Source organism: Gammaproteobacteria bacterium (genome assembly GCA_029882975.1).
In the GTDB taxonomy this organism is placed as follows: domain Bacteria; phylum Pseudomonadota; class Gammaproteobacteria; order SZUA-152; family SZUA-152; genus JAJDNG01.
Genome location: JAOUJW010000044.1, coordinates 19,974 through 40,647, shown reverse-complemented (window position 1 = coordinate 40,647; position 20,674 = coordinate 19,974). Strand labels below are relative to the sequence as shown.

The 20,674-nt window shown below is 47.9% G+C and carries 16 protein-coding genes and 2 tRNA genes; 7 read left to right on the top strand and 11 right to left on the bottom strand.

What is annotated here, in order from left to right:
• The 5 genes from OEY58_21505 to OEY58_21485 form a co-directional block, all read left to right on the top strand.
• On the top strand, nt 1-225 hold a 225-nt coding region (locus OEY58_21505; GenBank protein ID MDH5328032.1), incomplete at its 5' end, for a capsular biosynthesis protein CpsI.
• 32 nt (nt 226-257) lie between these two features.
• On the top strand, nt 258-1,460 hold the full coding sequence (locus OEY58_21500; GenBank protein MDH5328031.1) for a PQQ-dependent sugar dehydrogenase: 1,203 nt from the start codon (nt 258-260) through the stop codon (nt 1,458-1,460).
• Between the two features lie 193 nt (nt 1,461-1,653).
• Nucleotides 1,654-3,102: a sodium:proton antiporter NhaD gene (nhaD, locus tag OEY58_21495; protein MDH5328030.1), complete on the top strand. Its 1,449-nt coding sequence runs from the start codon at nt 1,654-1,656 to the stop codon at nt 3,100-3,102.
• Nucleotides 3,103-3,235: 133 nt separating this feature from the next.
• The gene (locus OEY58_21490; GenBank protein MDH5328029.1) at nt 3,236-3,682 is read left to right on the top strand and encodes a rhodanese-like domain-containing protein; all 447 of its coding nucleotides are present in this window, start codon (nt 3,236-3,238) and stop codon (nt 3,680-3,682) included.
• 9 nt (nt 3,683-3,691) lie between these two features.
• Nucleotides 3,692-6,052, top strand: coding sequence for an EAL domain-containing protein (locus OEY58_21485; GenBank protein ID MDH5328028.1), 2,361 nt, complete (start codon nt 3,692-3,694; stop codon nt 6,050-6,052).
• A 43-nt stretch (nt 6,053-6,095) separates the two neighbouring features.
• Here the strand turns inward: OEY58_21485 and dnaQ are convergent, their stop codons facing one another.
• From dnaQ to OEY58_21470, 3 genes are read right to left on the bottom strand one after another with little or no spacing between them, the layout of a single operon-like run.
• The gene (dnaQ, locus tag OEY58_21480) at nt 6,096-6,839 is read right to left on the bottom strand and encodes a DNA polymerase III subunit epsilon (protein ID MDH5328027.1); all 744 of its coding nucleotides are present in this window, start codon (nt 6,837-6,839) and stop codon (nt 6,096-6,098) included.
• Nucleotides 6,840-6,844: 5 nt separating this feature from the next.
• Nucleotides 6,845-7,288 carry a ribonuclease HI gene (rnhA, locus tag OEY58_21475; GenBank protein MDH5328026.1) on the bottom strand — a complete coding sequence of 148 codons (444 nt, stop codon included), beginning with the start codon at nt 7,286-7,288 and terminating at the stop codon, nt 6,845-6,847.
• The gene (locus OEY58_21470; protein MDH5328025.1) at nt 7,281-8,123 is read right to left on the bottom strand and encodes a class I SAM-dependent methyltransferase; all 843 of its coding nucleotides are present in this window, start codon (nt 8,121-8,123) and stop codon (nt 7,281-7,283) included. The genes rnhA and OEY58_21470 overlap by 8 nt, the downstream gene beginning before the upstream one ends.
• Before the next feature lie 389 nt (nt 8,124-8,512).
• Between OEY58_21470 and OEY58_21465 the strand changes: the two genes are divergently transcribed.
• Nucleotides 8,513-10,162 (top strand): LysM peptidoglycan-binding domain-containing protein, encoded by a 1,650-nt coding sequence (locus OEY58_21465; GenBank protein ID MDH5328024.1) that lies wholly within the window; start codon nt 8,513-8,515, stop codon nt 10,160-10,162.
• A 136-nt stretch (nt 10,163-10,298) separates the two neighbouring features.
• Here OEY58_21465 and OEY58_21460 read toward each other — a convergent pair whose 3' ends face one another.
• Genes OEY58_21460 through OEY58_21445 form a run of 4 tightly spaced genes read right to left on the bottom strand, consistent with a single transcriptional unit; the run spans nt 10,299 to nt 16,891 of the window.
• Complete coding sequence (locus tag OEY58_21460) at nt 10,299-12,332, bottom strand: ABC transporter ATP-binding protein (protein MDH5328023.1); 2,034 nt, start codon at nt 12,330-12,332, stop codon at nt 10,299-10,301.
• A gap of 1 nt (nt 12,333) precedes the next feature.
• The gene (locus OEY58_21455; protein ID MDH5328022.1) at nt 12,334-13,755 is read right to left on the bottom strand and encodes an ABC transporter permease; all 1,422 of its coding nucleotides are present in this window, start codon (nt 13,753-13,755) and stop codon (nt 12,334-12,336) included.
• Nucleotides 13,755-14,741, bottom strand: coding sequence for an ABC transporter permease (locus OEY58_21450; GenBank protein ID MDH5328021.1), 987 nt, complete (start codon nt 14,739-14,741; stop codon nt 13,755-13,757). Before OEY58_21450 ends, OEY58_21455 begins: the two co-directional genes overlap by 1 nt.
• Nucleotides 14,738-16,891, bottom strand: a complete 2,154-nt coding sequence (locus tag OEY58_21445) for an ABC transporter substrate-binding protein (protein ID MDH5328020.1) — start codon at nt 16,889-16,891, stop codon at nt 14,738-14,740. Before OEY58_21445 ends, OEY58_21450 begins: the two co-directional genes overlap by 4 nt.
• Before the next feature lie 203 nt (nt 16,892-17,094).
• On the opposite strand from OEY58_21445, the gene OEY58_21440 reads away from it, so the two are divergent.
• Nucleotides 17,095-17,880 (top strand): enoyl-ACP reductase, encoded by a 786-nt coding sequence (locus OEY58_21440; protein ID MDH5328019.1) that lies wholly within the window; start codon nt 17,095-17,097, stop codon nt 17,878-17,880.
• A gap of 300 nt (nt 17,881-18,180) precedes the next feature.
• Here the strand turns inward: OEY58_21440 and OEY58_21435 are convergent, their stop codons facing one another.
• From OEY58_21435 to OEY58_21420, 4 genes are all read right to left on the bottom strand, one after another.
• Entirely contained in the window at nt 18,181-20,106 is a 1,926-nt protein-coding gene (locus OEY58_21435) for a SurA N-terminal domain-containing protein (GenBank protein ID MDH5328018.1), read from the bottom strand.
• A gap of 110 nt (nt 20,107-20,216) precedes the next feature.
• Nucleotides 20,217-20,293: transfer RNA gene (locus OEY58_21430), tRNA-Asp, on the bottom strand.
• A gap of 5 nt (nt 20,294-20,298) precedes the next feature.
• Nucleotides 20,299-20,374 (bottom strand) — tRNA-Val (locus OEY58_21425).
• A gap of 18 nt (nt 20,375-20,392) precedes the next feature.
• Nucleotides 20,393-20,665 (bottom strand): HU family DNA-binding protein, encoded by a 273-nt coding sequence (locus tag OEY58_21420; GenBank protein ID MDH5328017.1) that lies wholly within the window; start codon nt 20,663-20,665, stop codon nt 20,393-20,395.
• Between the last annotated feature and the right edge of the window lie 9 nt (nt 20,666-20,674).

The following is a 20,674-nucleotide window of genomic DNA, read 5'->3' as shown; positions in this document are numbered from 1 at the left end:
AACCAGCCGGTAGATTTGATGCACTATATTGAAGTGCTGCAGAACTGCCTGGGTAAAAAGGCCGAGATAAATTTCCTCCCACTACAACCGGGTGATGTCCCGGACACCTATGCCGATGTACAGGACCTGGTTAAAGACGTGGATTACAAACCCGACACCAGTGTTGAGCAGGGTGTGAAGGCCTTTGTGGATTGGTATAAAGATTACTACAGTGTCACCGACTAAACTTTTTCAAGTTCAAACTGATGCGCACTCAAATGTCTACAATAGCGGTGTTTTTTTTCAGTTCAATCGCCACCGCAACAGAACAAAGTGAATCCAATATTTCTTATGACCTGGCATTTAATTACTTGTCTTTCAATAACCCTACCTATTTATTACAGGAACCCTCGAATGGGCAACGTTGGTTCCTGACGGAGAAATCCGGTATTGTCTACTCTTTTGCGAACGCCGCCGATACCAAGGTCAAAAATGTCTATATAGACATCAGCTCCCGAGTCGACCACTCCTTTGAAGGTGGTTTACTCGGCATGGCATTTGATCCTGAATTTTCTCAAAACCGCTTTGTTTATTTGTCATACACCAGCAGTTCTGAGCCGCAAAAAGACAATAGTAAAACGCTGATATCCAGAATCTCCCGATTCCGGGCTGATGCAGAGAACCTTGGCCTTGACCCGTCTTCGGAGCTGATAATATTCAGTTTGGATCAACCTTGGAACAACCACAATGGCGGACATATTGCTTTTGGACCGGATAAGTTTCTATATGCCGGGTTTGGTGATGGTGGTAGTTGGGGGGACCCGAATAACAACGCTCAAAACACATCGACAATATTAGGTTCGATGATACGAATAGATGTACGCAACGCGAGTGCCAAAAAAAAGTACCGAATCCCAAAACAAAATCCCTTTTCCTCCAACCGCAGTTGTAGTGACAAGAAGGGGTGCCCGGAGATATTTGCCTGGGGATTTCGCAACCCTTGGCGTTGGAGTTTTGACTTAGAAACGGGGCAACTATGGATGGGTGATGTGGGTCAAGGCAACCGAGAGGAAATCAACCGGGTAGAACTGGGGAAAAACTATGGTTGGAACTGCTACGAAGGTAATGCCGACTACAGAAATAAACCCTGCAACCCTGCTGAGTACTATGAAAAACCCGTTCTGGACTACAAGCGATTTCCAGTTCCCAACAGCCGTCATGGCCATGCCGCGTCGGTCACCGGCGGATATGTCTACCGCGGACAGCGTATTCCTTCTGCCAAAGGAGTATATTTCTACGCAGACTTTGTGGTTGGCAAAGTGTGGGGTTTACGTAACCCCTACTCAGACCTCGCGGAAAACCAACTGCTGTTTGATACGGATTACCAAATCGTGTCCTTTGCCCAAGACAACGAGGGTGAGCTGTACTTTTTGAGTTTCTCGAACCAAGGCCGGATTTATAAACTTCGGGCTAAACAATAATCGATTCCTTGAGATCCGACCACATCCATCGGAAGTGTCGCCTTTATCAGCATAAACCGCTAAAATGACTTTCTATTTCATTGCCATTTGCATTTCAAGGCCGGTTTAATACAAGGACTAATGTAGAGGTTATATCTTGAACAAAATCATCTTCACCATCTCGACTATCGTCTTTTGTGCCTTAGCATGGCTACTGCCCACAGCAGCCTTTGCAACCGAGAACGGAGTGCAACTGGACCTTACCACCCACAATGTGGGTTACATTGCCCTGGCCATTTTTGCATTGGCTTATTTACTGGTAATGGCGGAGGAATTTACCCATTTGCGTAAGTCCAAACCGGTAATTTTGGCCGCCGGTGTCATCTGGGCCATGATCGCGGTAGTTTATGCCAACGCCGGTCACAACCACGCCGCGGAAATTGCTGTACGGCATAATATCCTGGAGTTCGCCGAACTCATGCTGTTTCTGCTGGTGGCCATGACCTACATCAACGTGATGGAAGAGCGGAAAATTTTCGATGCCCTGCGTGCCTGGTTAGTGAGCCGTAATTTCAGTTATCGTAAGCTGTTCTGGTTGACCGGAATTCTGGCATTTTTCATTTCACCGGTGGCGGATAATCTGACCACAGCATTGTTAATGTGTGCTGTGGTTCTGGCGGTGGGCGTCGACAGTCCTAAATTCATCGGTATTGCTTGCATTAACATAGTAGTGGCCGCTAATGCCGGTGGCGCCTTCAGCCCCTTTGGGGACATTACTACACTGATGGTTTGGCAAAAAGGCATCGTGGATTTCCATCAATTTTTCTATTTATTCATTCCATCAGTAGTGAACTTCGTCGTTCCCGCCGCTATCATGCATTTTGCCATCCCAGATGAGCAACCCAAACCCACTTCCGAGAAGGTACGGATGCGCCGTGGTGCCAAACGTATCATGATGTTATTTTTACTCACCATTGCCACCGCCGTCAGTTTTCACAATTTTTTCCATTTACCCCCTATGGTGGGCATGATGACGGGTCTGGCCTATTTACAGTTTTTTAGTTTCTACCTGAAAAAAAGTTTCGCAATTCAAAACATCGGTTCCAGCGCTCGTCCAGAGGCTTACAACGAGTTTGAAAATAAGGACGATGCCAGCTGGAACGACGATAACAACGAAGAAGATACAATCTACAATCATCCTGACCACAACTACGATATTTTCCGCAATGTCGCCCGTGCCGAATGGGATACTCTGTTGTTCTTCTACGGTGTGGTACTCTGTGTGGGTGGCTTGGGCTATATGGGTTATTTGGCCATGGCTTCGGAAGTGATGTACCAACAATGGGGAGCTTTTTCGGCCAATGTGGCCGTGGGAGTCATCTCAGCGATTGTGGACAATATTCCAGTCATGTTTGCAGTCTTAAATATGGAACCGCATATGTCTTTGGGGCAGTGGTTGTTGGTGACGCTGACTGCGGGTGTGGGCGGTAGCTTATTGTCCATTGGCAGTGCCGCGGGTGTGGCACTAATGGGACAAGCCAAAGGCCATTACACCTTTTTTGGTCATTTAAAATGGACGCCCGTTATTGCGCTGGGCTACGCTGCCAGTATTTACGTGCACTGGCTGCTTAATAACAGCCTGTTTTCCGGACCCCCTCTCTGATTCCCGGCTAAAAATCCTGGCTTTGGGCTTTGGTTTTGTAAATAATTGGACACAGTGTCCGATATACCCTGGTAGCCTCGCGTGAATTGGGATCTCCCGTCCCCCGACAACTCAAGCATTCAACAGGTGCACAATGATTTTTTCAAATAAATTCAGAGTGATAGCGCTATTTGCCATGGTTTTGACCATTGCTGCCACTACGGTGCCGGCGAAACCCCAATCCGACAATTCACCTGATAATATTAAGGGAACCGTAAAGGTTTCTGCTGAGGAATTTATCGAATTGGTCAATTCTAACCCAGATGTTATCGTGGTGGACTCTCGTATTCCAGGGGACCGCAAGCAAGGATACTTGGAAGGTTCGGTGAGTTTGCCAGATATCGACACCAACTGCCAAAGCCTGGCTAAAGTGATACCGAAGAAAACACAGGCGGCTCTGTTTTATTGTAATGGTATTAAGTGTGGGCGCAGTGCAAAAGCTGTCAAGATTGCGATAGACTGCGGGTATAAAAATACATACTGGTTTAGAGGGGGGTTTGAGGAGTGGTTGGCGAAAGGATATCCCTACCTACACGAATAGCGCAAAATAATGATTAAAATTCGCTCTTCCATGCGTACCAGCCTCGGCCTCACTGTTTTGGCCATGGGATTGCTGGGTATGGTACTGGCGATGGTGACGGGAGAAATCTACCGTAAGCTGGCTCTGGAAAATCAGCTGGAAGCGTTTGAACGCCTGGCAAAAATCAAAGTGGATGACATTCTGGATCAAACCATCCAAAAAACCGCCGAACTGGGCTTATCCATTCAAACCAACCAACCATTTCGTGCGGCATTACAGGCCAAAGACAGTAGTATTATCCAAACTCAACTAAATGAACAATTCCACCGCTATTTTGTCACTCTGTCCATTATCAAATTGGAAAAGTTATTCGCCTTCGATTCGGAGTTTAACCTGGTCGGACTCTCCAGTGAAGGCGAGCCCGGCTTTAATGCAGCTAATATACCCTGTCCCGGCGTGATCGCCGATGCCAAAATACGCACCGGAGCGCACCGGCTTAAAACCATGTCGAGACTATGCTCCAACAATAACACACCTCATATCAGCGTCATTGTACCGGTGGGCGGAATTCGCATTCAGGGCTATTTAATGGTGGTATCCGATCCCACCAATAACTTAAGCAAAGTGGAACGCGCTTTGGGTATGCCACTGACATTACGCCGTCCGAGCATGGAACGTGCCGCCTACAAATCTCCATTATGGCCTTCCAATCACACCTTGGAAAATATTATTTTTTCCAATTACACTTTAACCACTCACAAGGGAGAACCCTTGTATACATTTTCCTTCGCTTCTGACATTACCGGCTTACATACCAAGCTGGAAAAGACCCGTTCCATCATACTCATTACTGCCAGCCTGACTACACTGGTGACCGCCATGTTGGCGCTGATCTTATTGCAAAGAACCGCCATAAACCCCTTAGCCAATCTAACTCAGCAGCTGCGCCGGGTACGCCAGGACAAAACCCACTTAGGTGAGAAAGTTACCGTGAGCGGAAATACGGAAATATCCGAACTGGCTGAAGATTTTAACGATATGAGCAGCGAGCTGTATGTTTTGTACCAAACCCTGGAAACCATGGCCTTTACCGACTCGCTCACCAACTTACCCAACAGAGCCCTGTTTTACGACCGCCTGGAACAATCCACCCTCACTGCTAAGCGACAAGGCACGCCCTTTTTGTTATTGATGCTGGATCTGGACCGATTTAAATTTGTTAATGACACCCTGGGACATCATATCGGTGATCAGTTATTACAGGAAGTCGCCGGACGCTTGCAGGAATCCGTGCGCAAATCCGACACCATCGCACGACTGGGCGGCGATGAGTTTGCAGCAATACTCACAGGCGTGGACGATGTGACCGCAGCGGAAATCATTGCCCGCAAGATCCTGGAAACCATTAATGAACCCATCAACATAGACAATCACACCCTCACGGTTTGCACCAGCATCGGAATTGTTCGTTGCCCACATGACGGCACCGATAATCACCAACTCATGCAAAGAGCCGATATGGCTATGTACCATGCAAAACACAACCGAGAAGGTTACACATTCTACGAAAGCTATTTGGACAAGCACAGTCTGATTCAGTTGAATTTGGAAGCAGACCTATACGAAGCCATTGAAAAAAATCAACTGGAACTGCTATATCAACCCAAGATTGATACACGCAGCGGCCGTACCACCGGAGTGGAAGCACTCATACGCTGGGACCATCCCCAACGCGGTTATTTAACGCCAGATGAATTTGTACCCATGGCGGAACAGACAGGAGCGGTACAAGCCATGACCTGTTGGGTCTTGGAACAGGCCTTGGCTGACTGCGCCCTCTGGCACAGCGAAAGTATCGAAATCCATGTAGCAATTAATCTCTCCGCCCGCAGTCTGGGAGACAGCACCATTCTGGATGCGGTCAGTAATACATTGGCGCAAACAGGTATTGGACCGGAATGGTTATCGCTGGAGCTGACAGAAAGTGCGGTCATGGCGAACCCGGACCATGCCATGGAGATGCTGACAAAATTGCACCACCAAGGTGTAAGAATATCCGTGGACGATTTTGGCACCGGATACTCGTCTCTGGCCTATTTGAAGAAACTGCCGGTATCGGATATTAAAATCGACAAATCGTTTGTTATGGATATGCACAAAGATGGCAGTGATGCCGTTATTGTCCGATCTACCATTGATTTAGCCCACAACATGGGACTGAGCGTCATTGCCGAAGGCGTGGATAACAAAACCGTTTGGGAAATGCTGTTGGAACTGGGTTGTGATGTCGCCCAAGGCCACTATATGTGCAAACCTTTAAAAGCCAAGGAATTAAAACAATGGATTTTGAACTCCCCCTGGGGGTACAAACCCATTGTGCGGGCCGGTTAGCCGGGGCCGACTCTAAAGGATCCCGACTCGATCGTAAAGTGTTTCAAGCATCAACAAGTGCCGCGTCTGCCACTTCATCGGGCAGCAACCAAACACAACCCCCGCCACTGCTTTTGTTAATTGCTTCCAACCTTTGTTGATGCGAGTGTAATTCCTCTTCAGAAGCCGGTATTACCCTTAACGCCGGCCGATCCGACACAATCCGTCGAAGTCCCTGCTCAGCGCCAACCTCGGTATTTTCTGCCTGCCCATCCAACAATAACGTAACCTGGCCCCCGGTAATACGCAAGTAGACATCGGCCAAGATCTCCGCATCAAGCAGTGCGCCGTGTAATTCCCGGTGAGCGTTGTTTACATCATATCGCTTGCATAAGGCATCCAGGTTATTCTTCTGTCCGGGATGTAACTGCCTGGCCATAGCAAGTGTATCGGTAATGGTACAGAAACTCTCCAGAGGTTCGCACCCTGGATGCCAGCGTTGCAGTTCATGATTGATAAACCCAACATCGAAAGGGGCGTTATGAATGATTAACTCAGCTCCCCGGATGTAGTCCAGAAAGTCCTGTACCACATCTTCAAACCGCGGTTTATCGATCAGGAACTCATTACTGATTCCGTGAACCTCAATAGCGCCTTCATCAATCTCCCGATCCGGTTGCAAATATTGGTGGAAATGATTGCCCGTCAAGCGGCGATTGAGTAACTCGACGCAACCAATTTCTATAATTCGATGATCTTGAGCCGTTTCCAAACCCGTTGTTTCCGTATCCAACACGATTTGCCGCATTCGCGTTATCCCTCCAACATCGCATCTATGGCTTGATTGGCCAACTGGTCCGCCAACTCATTCTCTGCATGTCCCGCATGCCCCTTGACCCAATGCCAACGAACCTCATGTTGCTGCACCAAACTATCCAATTGTCGCCACAAGTCCTCGTTCTTCACCGGTTTCTTGGCAGCGGTTTTCCAGGAATTACGCTTCCAATTATTGATCCACTGAGTGATACCGTTTTTTACGTATTGAGAATCGGTGGTTATATCCACACGACAGCGCGATTTTAGAGCTTCCAAGCCTTTGATGGCAGCCGTAAGCTCCATACGATTGTTGGTGGTATCGGCTTCTGCCCCACGTAAGGTTTTTTCCGTGTTTTTGTAGCGCAATAACACACCCCACCCCCCGGGTCCAGGGTTGCCGCGACAGGCACCGTCGGTAAATAGCTCCACTGTTTTATCCATCTTTATTGTTTTTTCTTTCTTTTATGCCATTTGCATTATTTGCACTATGTTTTTGCCGACTACTCACGGACGAGTTACCGGCCAGCTCCGGTTCCCCGAGTCGCCCTCGACGCGGACGCCAGCGTGGTTTTATGGGTGTTAATGTCGCTACTCGTTTTTTTGCCACCACCATATAAGCAGCACCAAAAAACAATTGGAAACGTTGCCCCAGTTTCTCGACGAAACGCAATTTTTGCATCACTTTACGACTGGCCAAGGGTGGTCGAAAAAAATAGACTTGCGTACGTACAATGTCGAAACCCAATAGCTCCAGCCAGTCTTTCAAGCGGGCTATTCGCACAAACCGACCACACCAGGGCGGCTTTTTGCGCCAACCAAACGCCAAACGCCATAACATCCATAATCCCCAGGGATTAAACCCGAGAATGATAACATGTCCCTCCGGAATTAATACCCGGTCCGTTTCTCGTAACACCTGGTGCGGATTGTTGGAAAATTCCAGGGTGTGGTTTAGGATGAGAACATCCAGACTGTCAGCGGTAACGGGCAAAAACTCCGGTTCTGCCGTCAGAGCCACACAATGATCTCTGCTTTCGGATGCCAAAGCGACATCTTCGACACTTGAACTCATAATGATGCGCAAGGAAATTCGACTGCAATCCAGGTAATCCAAGCGATCGTTATTACCCACATGCATCAGATAATAGCCAAACAAATCCCCAAGCACGCTTTCCAATACTTGACGTTCGCGTTTTACCAACCATTTCCCCGGAAACTGCCCATACCACTGACGCAGCTGTTTTTCCGTATCGCCTTCACAGAGGGACCAACTCATTTTGGATTTACTAAAAATAGACATTAGTTGCCGCTAACCCATTCCCTTAGTCATTTTTTAGGAACCTCTGAAGAATTCAAAGAGCCGGTAAAACATATAGCAATTGACGCTTCATGTCATAAATGCCGTTCATATGATCCAGAGAATCCTAGTATATCCTTTTACACCCCCGTTTATCCAAGAACCGAATAATAAGTGCTTACATATTCTGTAACTAAACTGATAATCATTGCCAAAGGTCGTTGAACTCGCGTGGATATATTCGCTAAAATAGTTTAATAGCCAGGGGGCTTGTTTCACCAGGGAATCGGTTAGAGATGAAGAAAAAACACAAAATATTCAGTATGTTAACTTGCTGAATTTTTAAATATCCGAGGGGCGTCACGATAATGACCCAACCGGTCGAGCTTTCGTACCGTAAAAAAACACATTTACTGCCATTTCTATTGATTTTGGCCGTGTGTTCTCCTTCCTGGGCCAAAGATAAATCCCTCATAGATGATGAGTCTTCCGTTGCACCGTGGGTGAAACTGACGCCTTTAAACACTGGCAGTGACGCAGCCTCCGCTTTTGATGAGTTCCAACCCAAGGACGAAGAATTCGTTCAGGGAACCAAAAACATCTGGGACCGCTTACGGTCTTCATTTCAACTGTCCGGCTACGAACAAGCAAAAGTAGAAGCTCAACTCAACTGGTATCGAAAACACCCCAACTACATTAATCGTGTTGCCAACCGAGCTACTCCATTTTTGCATTACATACTTGAAGAAGTTGAAAAACGCAATATGCCTGCGGAAATCGCTCTACTCCCGGTGGTGGAGAGCGCATTTCAGCCTTTTGCTTACTCACCCGGTTCAGCCGCAGGGCTATGGCAGTTTATCGCCCCTACCGGTAAACAATACGGACTGAAACTCAATTGGTGGTATGACGGACGTCGAGACGTTTATTTGGCGACCCAGGCAGCGTTGGAATTCTTAATTGACCTGCACGACCAGTTTGACAATGACTGGTTGCTGGCATTGGCGGCTTACAACTCCGGTCAAGGCACCGTCAGAAAAGCCATTCGTAAAAATCTCCAGGCCGGTCGTCCTACGGATTTCTGGTCTCTAAAACTGCCGCGGGAAACCCGCGACTACGTCCCCAAGTTATTGGGTATTGCGGCCTTAGTGGACGACCCGGCTTCCTATAACATAAAACTCAAGCCCATACCGGACAAGCCTTATTTTACCCGCGTACCCACCAAAACCCAGTTGGACCTGGCCTTGGCTGCCGACTTGGCCGGTATGAAAGTACAGGAACTGTATTCTCTGAATCCGGCATTCAATCGTTGGGCCACGGCACCGGAAGGCCCTCACTACTTGCTTATACCCATCAATCGTGCCCAACAGTTTCAGCGCAACTTGGTCACGCTCAACACCCAACAACGGGTACAGTGGAAGCGGCATAAAATTCAGGCAGGAGACACGCTGAGCAGTATCGCAGCCAAATACAACGCTTCGGTTGAGGCCATAGAGAAAACCAATAATATTGGCGCCCAGATTCGCAGTGGTGACAGCTTGGTGATTCCTATTGCCGCGAAGAAATTTCAGCGTTTTGGTACCCGTGCCGGACAACATATGGCCTTAAGTAAACGCAGCAAAGTTAAATATAAAGTTCAAACCGGTGATACTTTACTGGCCATCGCCAATAAATTCGATGTGACGGTCAGAGACATTACCAAGTGGAACGGCGTCCTTCCTGACGATACCATTGTGCCGGGTGAAACCCTATTACTGCGCCCTAACAATTATTCCATGTACGGCCAAAACGGTGCCCCCATACAGCGCACCAAAATCGTGGCCCCACCCAGCAAAGCCACCAAACGCAAAATCAAATATCGGGTCAAATCGGGAGACTCTCTTAGTAGAATTTCCCAGGTATTCCGGGTCAACATAAAAGATGTGCGCAAATGGAATTCCTTATCCGGAACCGACTATTTACAGCCGGGCCAGAACCTGACTTTGTTTGTGGATGTCACTCGTTTTTCTGAAAAAATATAGTGTTGGAAAAATTTTTCGCGTAACCCTCAAACCTAAGATATGGGTAATCGACCCCAACACGCTTGAAACCAAAAGTGAAATCAACATCGCCATAGGTGTGGCACATCAAATGGTCATTAAATAGTAGCAGTCACCGTTATTCGTCATAGAGAAAGCAATTGACCCGATGGCTTTCACTCATGTGCCGAGTCTGCGGATACGCATTACGACATTGTTGAAAAGCGTGTTTGCAGCGAGGATTGAAATGACAACCCACAGGCGGACTGGATGGCGATGGCAGCTCTCCCCGCAGCGAGACCAATTCCCGAGACGCATGGACATCCGTACTGGGAACGGCCGACAACAACGCCCGGGTATAGGGGTGTAACGGCTCCCGTAAAACTTCCTGCACCGTTCCTTGCTCTACTATGCGTCCCAGATACATCACCGCCACCTCGTGAGCTAAATATTCCACCACGGATAAATCATGGGTGATAAACAAATAGGCCAGACCATATTGTTGTTGTAAGCGTCTTAACAAATTGAGAATTTGCGCTTGTACCGAAACATCCAACGCACTGGTGGGTTCATCACAAACGATCAATTTTGGTTCCAATGCCAAAGCCCGAGCAATACAGATACGTTGACGCTGACCCCCCGAGAACTCATGAGGATAACGGTATTTAATCTCGGCTGACAATCCCACCTGAGACAGCAACTCCTCCACTTTACGTTTGCGTTGCTCCTCATTACCTCCGACGTTTTGGGCGATCATGCCCTCTTCGATTATATCCCCCACCATCATTCTGGGGTTCATAGAGGAAAATGGGTCCTGAAAAATAATTTGTATGTCTTTGCGTTTTTGCCGCATTTGCGTCTTTGATAAGGTACCCAAATCCACATTGTCCAAGTTAATGCAACCTGCTGTGGTTCGCAACAACTGCAGAATACCTTTACCTGCCGTAGTCTTTCCGCAACCGGATTCGCCTACCAAAGCCAGGGTTTGCCCTTCCCGAATTTCCATGGATACACCATCTACAGCGCGCACCTGTCCCACCACACGCTGAAACAAACCTTTGCGAATGGGAAAATGCACCTTGAGTCCCTGCACTGACAACAAGGCTTTGGGGCTTGTTTGCGTGATCTGCTGTACATCAGATGAATCCACGTCAGCCTTGGTAGCCTTGGAAGAAGTTTTTGTCTCTTGACCGGCAAGTGAACTGTCGTGTAAGTGACAGCGAACCCCGGTTGTTTCATCTAACTCCAACCAGTGGGGTACCTGCTGCGCACACAACTCCCAAGCACTGTCACATCGGGGTTCAAACCGACACCCTTTGAACGGTGTGCTCAACGAAGGTACAAAGCCTTTGATAACCGCCAGGTTATGCCGGCGTTTATCCAAGGAGGGTAAAGAATCGAATAATTTCCTTGAATATGGGTGTTTCGGCTGACTAAAAAAAGCGTCCCGATGCGCCATCTCCACTATTTGCCCCGCATACATTACCGCCACGCGATCTGCCATACCGGCCACTACCCCTAAATCATGGGTAATCAACAATACCGCCATGCCTCGATCCACCTGAATTTGCTTTAACAGACCCAATACCTGCGCCTGTATAGTCACATCCAAGGCCGTGGTGGGTTCGTCCGCTATGAGTAAATCGGGATCTCCCGCCAGCGCAATAGCTATCATAACCCGTTGTTTCATACCACCGGACAACTGGTGCGGATACTCCTTGTAACGCAGTTGCGGGTCTGGAATACCAACTGCTTGCAACAACTCCAAGGTTTTTTCTTGAGCAGTCTGACCTTGTTTGACACTATTGTGCCGCAGCACCGATTCCTCGATTTGAGTGCCAACGCTCAAAACAGGGTTTAAACTGGTCATGGGTTCTTGAAATATCATGGCAATACGCCGACCGCGTATATCGCGCATCGCCGTTTCAGGTAATTGCAGTAAGTCCGTATCGTCTAATAACACTTGACCGGAGGCAATGCGACCGGCCGGTTCCGGCACCAAACGCATGATGGACAAGGACGTCATGGATTTACCGCAACCCGATTCGCCGACCAAGGCAAAGGTCTCGCCCTTGCGGATGTTAAAACTGATACCATCCACCACCCTGGCACGTTGGTGACCACTTTCAAATTCCGTGCGGAGCTGATTGACACTTAATAACATTTCGCTCATATCATGTGGCCCGATTCACTCTGGGATCAAATGCATCACGCACCGCATCGGAAAACAAGTTGGCCGCTAACACCAATACAAACATAAAAATAAATGCAGCAATCAAGGACCACCAAACTACCGGCTCCCGTGCCAGTTCCAAGCGGGCACTGTTAATCATATTGCCCCAGCTGATCATTGACGGGTCCACCCCGACCCCCACATAGGACAATACTGCCTCGGCTAACACCAGACCGCTAAAATCCAAAACCACGGCAATGAGCACAATGTGCATCACATTGGGCAATATATGCCGGGTCATCAATTTGAAGTGGCCCACTCCGAAAGCATGGGCCGCTTCAATATAGTCCACCTGAGATAACTTCAGAGTTTCTCCGCGCAGCAGCCGACACAACCCGGTCCAACTGGTCACACCCAAAATGGCACATAGAAACACTAAGCGCATGTCAGCTCGCGATGACACACTGTCAAACAGCTCGGGATTATTGGCCATATATACCTGCAGTGATAAAATTGCCGCGGCAATGAGTAAAACACCGGGTATGGCGTTTAAAGTGGTATAAATGTACTGCACCACATCATCCACCCAACCACGAAAATAACCCGCCATAATCCCCATCATAATAGCGAAGGGCAACATAATCAGTGTTGTGAGCGTGCCAATCAGCAAACCCGTGCGTATGCTCTTGAGAGTCAAATACAGCACATCCTGCCCTACTTTGTCCGTTCCCAATATATGATACTTGCCGGCAAAGACCACGATAGTGAAAAAAACCAACAACAACCCGCCCAACGTCAACAACATGGATTGCCACGGGATTTCGGTTTTACCCTGGAGCACGCAAAGGAACTGTTGATTAAAATTCTGTTTCAAACTTTGTTGACGCCATACCAGCCAGGCGCTTAAGGCTGCGCTTATAATCAGCACAGACAGCAAGGCGAGAATAAAGGCAAATAATACACCCAAGACAATATCCTGGGCCTTGTCCTGTTCACTATTAAGATGCGCACCGCCAAAACGTAGCCTTGGATAATCACGAATCTGCCCTGATGGGGTTTCTATGTTCTCTTTGGCAAACAAGCGGGTGGCAAAAGGTTCGGAGTAGGTTTTCTCTGTTTGGGTACGCAGCGGACCGCAGAGTAAATCAAATACACTCAACTCCGGGCCATAATGCACTTCCCCCGAGAGGTTATTCTGCTGCTGTTGTAAAGGTAACTTGAAATGGATGGAATCCAAGATTCCAATGGCAACATAAACCAGCAACACCACCATGGCACTCATGGCCAGCTTGCGTCGTGCAACGTGACGCCAGGGAGCGCGTAAATGTTCTTTGTGGCGAGCCTGGTAGGCAAACGCGGCTATAGTAGCCAAGAGCACGTACACGAGTACATCCGTCCACAACGGTATCAGTTTAAATCCCATTACCCGGCCCCCAGGCGAATCCGAGGATCCACCAGCGTATAGGAAATATCCGTGAGGATTAATCCGATGATGTACAAAACCGCGCCCAAGAACACCATGGCCCGGACAATGGCAAAATCCTGCTGTTGAATTGCATCGATGGTGTAGCTCCCCAGGCCGGGGATACCAAAAAAAGATTCCAGTATCAGGCTTCCCATAAACAGTAACGGCAGCACTACGACCACACCGGTCAAAATAGGGATCAATGCATTTTTCAATACATGCTTAAACAGCACCACGGTCTCACTTAAACCCTTGGCCCTGGCAGTGCGTACATAGTCTTTGTTGATTTCTTCCAGAAATATGGTGCGATACCATCTGGTGCCGGAACCCACCCCGCCGGCCACGGATATAAGTACCGGCAGTATGAGGAACTTGATAGCATTTACCCCTGAAGGATCAAAACCGGATATGGGCACCAAATGCAACAACTTGCTGATAAGAAACTGGCCGCCAATGATGTAAAACAAACTGGAGATGGACATCAGCACAACACACAAAACCACGGCGGTATAATCAAAATACGTCGCCCGGAAAAAGGCAATGATCAACGCAAAACTAATGTTCAGGAACAAGCCAAATATAAGCACCGGTACGGCAATGGCCAGGCTGGGCCACATACGCTGACGGATATCGTAACCGATGTTCCGGCCATCATCGGCATTACCAAATTCAAACGCAAACAACTTCACCGATTTCTCGAAAAAAATGGTATCGGTAAACACTCCGCCATCCGTCGGAGCACTGTTATAGAATAGCGGTTTATCGTAGCCGTGATCCTGCTTCCAGCGCTCTATGGCTTCCGGCGTGACCCGTTTTACGCCCAAATGCATGCGTGCCATATTATCCGGCGAATTCACTACAAAAAATAGCAGGAAGGTTAATACATTCACCCCAATCAAAATGGGAATGGCATAGAGGATACGCCGCACAATATATGCAATCATTGTCTATCCCCTGTGGACGAAACCCCGGTCGCCCTGACCCGTTGCCGGTAAATAGTCAGTGCCGGTAACAAACTCACGATTAACAACAAAAAACTCAGCCACACCGGCCATAACACAGGACGATTCCACTGACTTCGCAGCCCGGATCTGGTTTGCGCGTCAATACGTTTGTATTTAAGAGTGTTATTTGCCATCAAATTGGGTTTGGCGTTACTGAACCACTGGTGATACAAACTGAAATTTTTTGGATGCAAGCCCCAAATCCAGGGGCTGTCTTTGCGAACAATGTCCACCATTCTATCAATGATCGCCTGACGTTGCGGCGTGTTATCCATGGTTTTCATTTGCTCAAACAAACGATCAAATTCCGGATTGTTGTAATTTGCTGCATTCTCGCCACTGGTTTGTTTCATTCCATTGGGACCGTACAATAAGAACAGAAAGTTTTCCGGATCCGGATAATCAGCATTCCAACCCCAGCGAAACAATTGCGCTGTACCCTTGCGCATTTTATCCTGAAATCGATTGTAATCCGTGGGACGTACCACCAGTTGTACGTCAATCTTATTGAACTGTTTGCGGTACCAATCCAATAGGGCTTTATCGTCCGGTCCTGTTGCAGTGGTATCGAAATAAATGATTAAAGGCTTACCGGTTTTGGCATCGCGCCCACCCGGATAACCGGCCAAAGCTAACAGCCGCTTGGCCTCGTCAACCGCTTTTCTCCGAATCGCGCCTTGTTCCGTGGCTTCATACACATAGGGATTCATTCCTTCCGTACCAGACCGATAACCGAATATACCGGGGGGCAATGGTCCTTGCGCCGGGATACCACGGCCATTGGCAAAAATGGAAATATACTCCTCGTAGTCCATCACTATTGCAATGGCCTGACGTAAATAGCGTTTTTGCTCGGACAAACCACCCACCACCTCATCGAGCATGTTAAATCCCATGTAGTAAGTGGATGTCCCCACGCCCGTAATGAGACGAATACCTTTTTGCTTCATATCGTCGCTCAGCCCCGCTTCCCCCTGGCTATTGAAGCGTACCGCCTGATCGAAGCTGTCTGAATTAATACCGCTGGCGTCGTAGTAACCCTGCAGAAATTTATTCCAACTGGGGATGCTTTCTTTTTCCAGACTGTAGACCACCTTGTCGATAAAGGGCAGCGGCTTGTCTGCATCATTGAGAAACCCCAGTTCCGCATCAGTGACTTCTCCCTGGCTGGGATAACGCTCTCCGTGAAAATTGGGATTCTTTTGCATCACCATTATCAAATTGGGATTGTTCACCGTGAGCATGTAGGGTCCGGTACCCACGGGATACCAGTCCAGTGTTAAATTTTTTTCCTTAAATCCTTTTTGAGAATAAAACCGGTCAACCTCCTGAGGTACTGGTGCAAAGAAAGGCATGGCCAGCCAAAACAAAAACTGTGGATACTTACCGAATACTTTAATTCGGTAAGTATATCGATCCACTCGCTGCACACCGCCGAGATCAAAAGCATTTAAATCCAGAAAGGCCGATTCTCCCTGTGCTTTTACCAACTCTGTGTTCGCCGCTTTTAAGGTTTGCCCCAACTCCTTTAAGCCCACAATATATTCCGTCATCAAACCGTAAATGGGGGAATGCAGTCGGGGATGAGCCAGTCGCTTTATCTGATAAATATAATCATCCGCCGTCAATTCTTTGGAACCCGTATGCTGAAAGTCCGAAATGGTATGCAAGGAATCCAATTGTTTCCTGCTCACCTTGAAATAGCGCGCCTGACCTTGTTCATCAATGGCAAAAGCCGGGTGCGGTTGATACTGAATTCCGGCTTGAATATTTATTTCATAAACACTGTAAGCCAGGCTCTTGGAATTCTCTGACACCGTCTTGCCGTCTTTGTCCTCATAATGTACCTGCGGCATTTGTGTCACAGTCAAGGGAATCAATTCATAAGGACGCTTCAGAAAATGATATTGTAACGGCGGCTCATAAATCTGCCCGGTAAAGGTAATTTCATTGGAACTATAGGACTGAGCCGGATCCAGATGCTTGGGGCGGCTGGCAAATGAGGAGTACATAATATTGGCCCGGTCGTCGGCACCAGGATAGGGATTGTTCCAGGCACGATCGGTACAGGAACCAAGCAATAGAGTCATTAGTGCAAAAACTACGCACTGAAGCCAACGGAACACGGACGTAACCCTTAAGTATTTTTTTTGTAATTGGTCTGTAAACACCATAGGCAGTAATTATAGACCGGCTTGCGGCCGATGGGGACAAACACAGCACCCCATCTACAGTTTTTCTCCCGCTTTGCGTATAATTAGCCCCCTGTCACTTAACAGGAAGGATAGTAGCTATGGGTTTTATGCAAGGCAAGCGAGCTCTGATTGTAGGGTTAGCCAGTAACCGTTCAATAGCTTGGGGAATTGCCCAGGCGATGCAGCGTGAAGGTGCCAATTTAGCCTTCACCTATCAAAACGACAAATTAAAACCCAGAGTGGAAAAAATGGCTGAAGAGTGCGGCTCTCAAATCGCATTACCTTGTGACGTCGTCAGTGACGAAGAAATCCAAGGGGTCTTCGAAGGTTTGAATAAACACTGGGACAAGTTGGATATTATTGTACACTCTGTAGCCTTTGCGCCTAGAGAAGAACTGGAAGGTAACTATCTGGACAACGTGACCCGAGAAGGCTTCAAAACTGCACATGATATCAGTTCATACAGCTTTTCGGCACTGGCCAAGGGCGGTCGGGAAATGATGCGAGGCCAAAACGGCTCACTGCTCACCCTGAGCTATCTGGGTGCAGAACGAGTTCTGCCCGGCTACAATGTCATGGGATTGGCTAAAGCCAGCCTGGAAGCCAATGTACGTTACATGGCTGCCAGCCTCGGTCCCGAAGGCACTCGCGTTAATGCCATCTCCGCCGGCCCCATTCGCACCCTTGCCGCCTCCGGCATTAAGAATTTTCGCGCCATGCTGGATTACAATGAGCAAAATACCCCATTGCGACGTAACGTCACCATAGAGGAAGTAGGTAACGCCGCGGCATTCCTGTGTTCGGATCTGGCATCCGGGATTTCCGGTGAAATTATGTACGTGGATGGTGGTTACAATATTACGGGTATGGGACAGCTCGGATAAGCTGTTTCATTTTGCTTTTTTAAGGCTGTTATGCGAAATGGCTGCCGGGGGAACCGAGCAGCCATTTTTGTTTTTCGCCGACATGCAGGGCGAATGGGCATAACGCTTCCCCAAAAAACCCTCCCGACCCTGTAAATTTTGCTATTGGCACGATTGTTTGTGTAAGGTGGAAAAGTTTACGTATTCCACCGAGCAGACTGATCGGGATTCCATAGGAAGCGATAAAAACCAGACGGTAAGGGTAACCTCACCTTTCGCCCGCGTGGGCATGAAAAGCTTGCCCACCCTACTCTACAAAGCTTATAAGTTTTCTTCCAGGATTAGGATGCGAGCGCGATCCTTCAAACTGGTGAGTACCGTACCAAACTCCGTATCGCCGGCAACATTAGTCAAACTACGTCGGGTATTGGTTTTCTTGGCTGCATCCATTGCTGTCAGGTCGGCTTCTTCAACTTTAGTAACAGCCATGACCACATAGTCGCCGTTAGGAAGAACTAAGCCGTCGTAGGACTTTTTGTCTGCCTGCGGTTTTATGAGTTTGAATGCTTGCTTAACGATATTCATGTCGATTTTACGGTCGGTACGTTTCAGGCCAACTTCTTTTTTAACCTCCGAAGACAGAATTTTTGCCATGGCATCCATGGTTTCACCGGCTAACAATTTCTTAATGGCGGCTTCGCCCTTTTCTTTGGCGTTTTGTTTGGATTTCTCCACCAGCAATTTTTGCTTTGCACTGGCTTTGGCTTCTTCATAAGAACGTTGGCTTTTCTCCTCGTGCGCCTTGATTCGCAACACAACCACATGATGCTCACCGATTTCTACAGGATCGCTGTTATAACGTTGTGTTAACACCTCATCCTGAAATGCAGCTTTGAGTACTTTGGGATGGGAAAATATTTTATCGGATGGAATACCGCTTCGAGTAAACAATGGGCTTTCTTTAATTGGCAAGCCGACCGCGGCGGCGGCGTCCTGCAAGGAATCATTCACCTCGTAAGCCAAAGTGGTGAGCTTATCAGTCATTTCAAAGTATTTTTTATTGGCTTGATCTTTTTTGTATTCTGCGGCCAATTCGGCTTTAACGGCTTCAAATGGTTTGGTTTGTTCTTCACGAACATCCGTCAACTTGATGATATGGAAACCGAAGGAACTCAACACCGGCTCACTCAGATCGCCTTTTTTCATTTCGAACATGACTTTTTCGTAATTGGGGTCCAGGTTGCCTTTACCAAAAAAACCTATATCACCACCCAGCTTTGAAGAACCGGGATCGTCAGAATGTTTTTTCGCCAGATCTTCGAACTTAGCACCATTTAGTAATTGCTTGCGAATGTCTTCCGCTTTAACCTTTGCGGCTTTGATTTTGGCTTCATCAGCACCTTCATCCACAGAAATCAGGATATGACTGGTCCGTCTTTCCGGTGGCACATGGTATTGCCCCATGCGATCTTTGTAATAACCACGCAAGTCCTCTTCGTTGGGTTCCACTGCCTGCCCCAGGTCAGCAACGGACAGCTCCACATATTCCACGCTAACCTTTTCAGGATTCATGAATTCTGTTTTATGCGCTTCGTAATAAGCCTTTACTGCCTCGTCAGTGGCATCGGAATCTTGCTTGTGTTTGGCAGCTGTGAGTGTGAAGTACTCTACGTCGCGTTTTTGTTCTTGTAAACGCAACATGAGATCCACGTCTTTGGGGGTCGCCAGGGCGCTGTTCATTACGGCGTTACGCATTTGCTGCGTCAACATATCCCTAGCCACCAGCTGGCCGAAATCACCATTCTGCCGAGAGGCGAAATTCTTAAACAATTCAGGAGAAAATTTACCGTCTTCTTGGAAAGCTTCAAAGGAGCGAATTCGACCGGCCACCATAACATCGGAAATTCGCAAACCCATATCAGAGGCGTTTTGCAGCAACAGTTCGCTGTTGATCAGCTTTTCCATCGCCTGCTTCTTGATATCTTCATCCGACAGGGGCATTTCGTATTGTTCACCGAAAATCTGGCGCATCTGCTGCAATTGTTGCTGCATCAGGCCGCGTTCCTGGCTTAAAGCCTCGGTATAGGCACTCTGTTTGATTTCTTCGCCATTGATGTTGGCCACCACTTGGGGACCACCTTCATTGAAGTACTCTTGTATACCCCACAATGCAAACGGTACTATCAGTATGATAACAATCGCCCAAGCGATCCAACCTTGCATGCGTTCCCGAATGACGTACAACATAAGCCTGATTCACCGTTTAGTTTAAAATAGGATCTTTAGCCAATATCTTTAATAAAAGATTTATTCAAATAAAAAGGCGTTCCAAACTGCTTCAGAACGCCTTCTTAGTTTGGCGGAGTGGACGGGACTCGAACCCGCGACCCCCGGCGTGACAGGCCGGTATTCTAACCAACTGAACTACCACTCCTAACTTGGTGGGTGCTGAGGGACTTGAACCCCCGACATTCGCCTTGTAAGGGCGACGCTCTACCAACTGAGCTAAGCACCCCCTACCGTTGAAAGCGCGCTAGTTTACGGCATCCTTGAGAGCTTTACCAGCCTTAAATGCAGGATTTTTTGACGCTTTGATAGAAATTGGTTCGCCAGTGGCTGGATTTCGACCAGTTCGGGCCGCTCTTTCACGTACTAAAAATGTACCAAATCCTACTAATGAAACTTGTTCGCCGCCACTAAGAGCACCGGAGATAGCGGCAATCATTCCATCCACTGCACGGTTTGCAGCCGCTTTAGAAATATCTGCGCTTTCAGCAACTGCATCGACCAATTGAGCTTTATTCAAAATAGTTAC

Coding starts and splice junctions, on each gene's coding strand:
- OEY58_21500 (MDH5328031.1), top strand. CDS start 258: ATGTCTACAATAGCGGTGTTTTTTTTCAGTTCAATCGCCACCGCAACA.
- OEY58_21490 (MDH5328029.1), top strand. CDS start 3,236: ATGATTTTTTCAAATAAATTCAGAGTGATAGCGCTATTTGCCATGGTT.
- OEY58_21485 (MDH5328028.1), top strand. CDS start 3,692: ATGATTAAAATTCGCTCTTCCATGCGTACCAGCCTCGGCCTCACTGTT.
- dnaQ (MDH5328027.1), bottom strand. CDS start 6,839: ATGCGGCAAATCGTGTTGGATACGGAAACAACGGGTTTGGAAACGGCT.
- rnhA (MDH5328026.1), bottom strand. CDS start 7,288: ATGGATAAAACAGTGGAGCTATTTACCGACGGTGCCTGTCGCGGCAAC.
- OEY58_21470 (MDH5328025.1), bottom strand. CDS start 8,123: ATGAGTTGGTCCCTCTGTGAAGGCGATACGGAAAAACAGCTGCGTCAG.
- OEY58_21465 (MDH5328024.1), top strand. CDS start 8,513: ATGACCCAACCGGTCGAGCTTTCGTACCGTAAAAAAACACATTTACTG.
- OEY58_21460 (MDH5328023.1), bottom strand. CDS start 12,332: ATGAGCGAAATGTTATTAAGTGTCAATCAGCTCCGCACGGAATTTGAA.
- OEY58_21455 (MDH5328022.1), bottom strand. CDS start 13,755: ATGGGATTTAAACTGATACCGTTGTGGACGGATGTACTCGTGTACGTG.
- OEY58_21450 (MDH5328021.1), bottom strand. CDS start 14,741: ATGATTGCATATATTGTGCGGCGTATCCTCTATGCCATTCCCATTTTG.
- OEY58_21445 (MDH5328020.1), bottom strand. CDS start 16,891: ATGACTCTATTGCTTGGTTCCTGTACCGATCGTGCCTGGAACAATCCC.
- OEY58_21440 (MDH5328019.1), top strand. CDS start 17,095: ATGGGTTTTATGCAAGGCAAGCGAGCTCTGATTGTAGGGTTAGCCAGT.
- OEY58_21435 (MDH5328018.1), bottom strand. CDS start 20,106: ATGTTGTACGTCATTCGGGAACGCATGCAAGGTTGGATCGCTTGGGCG.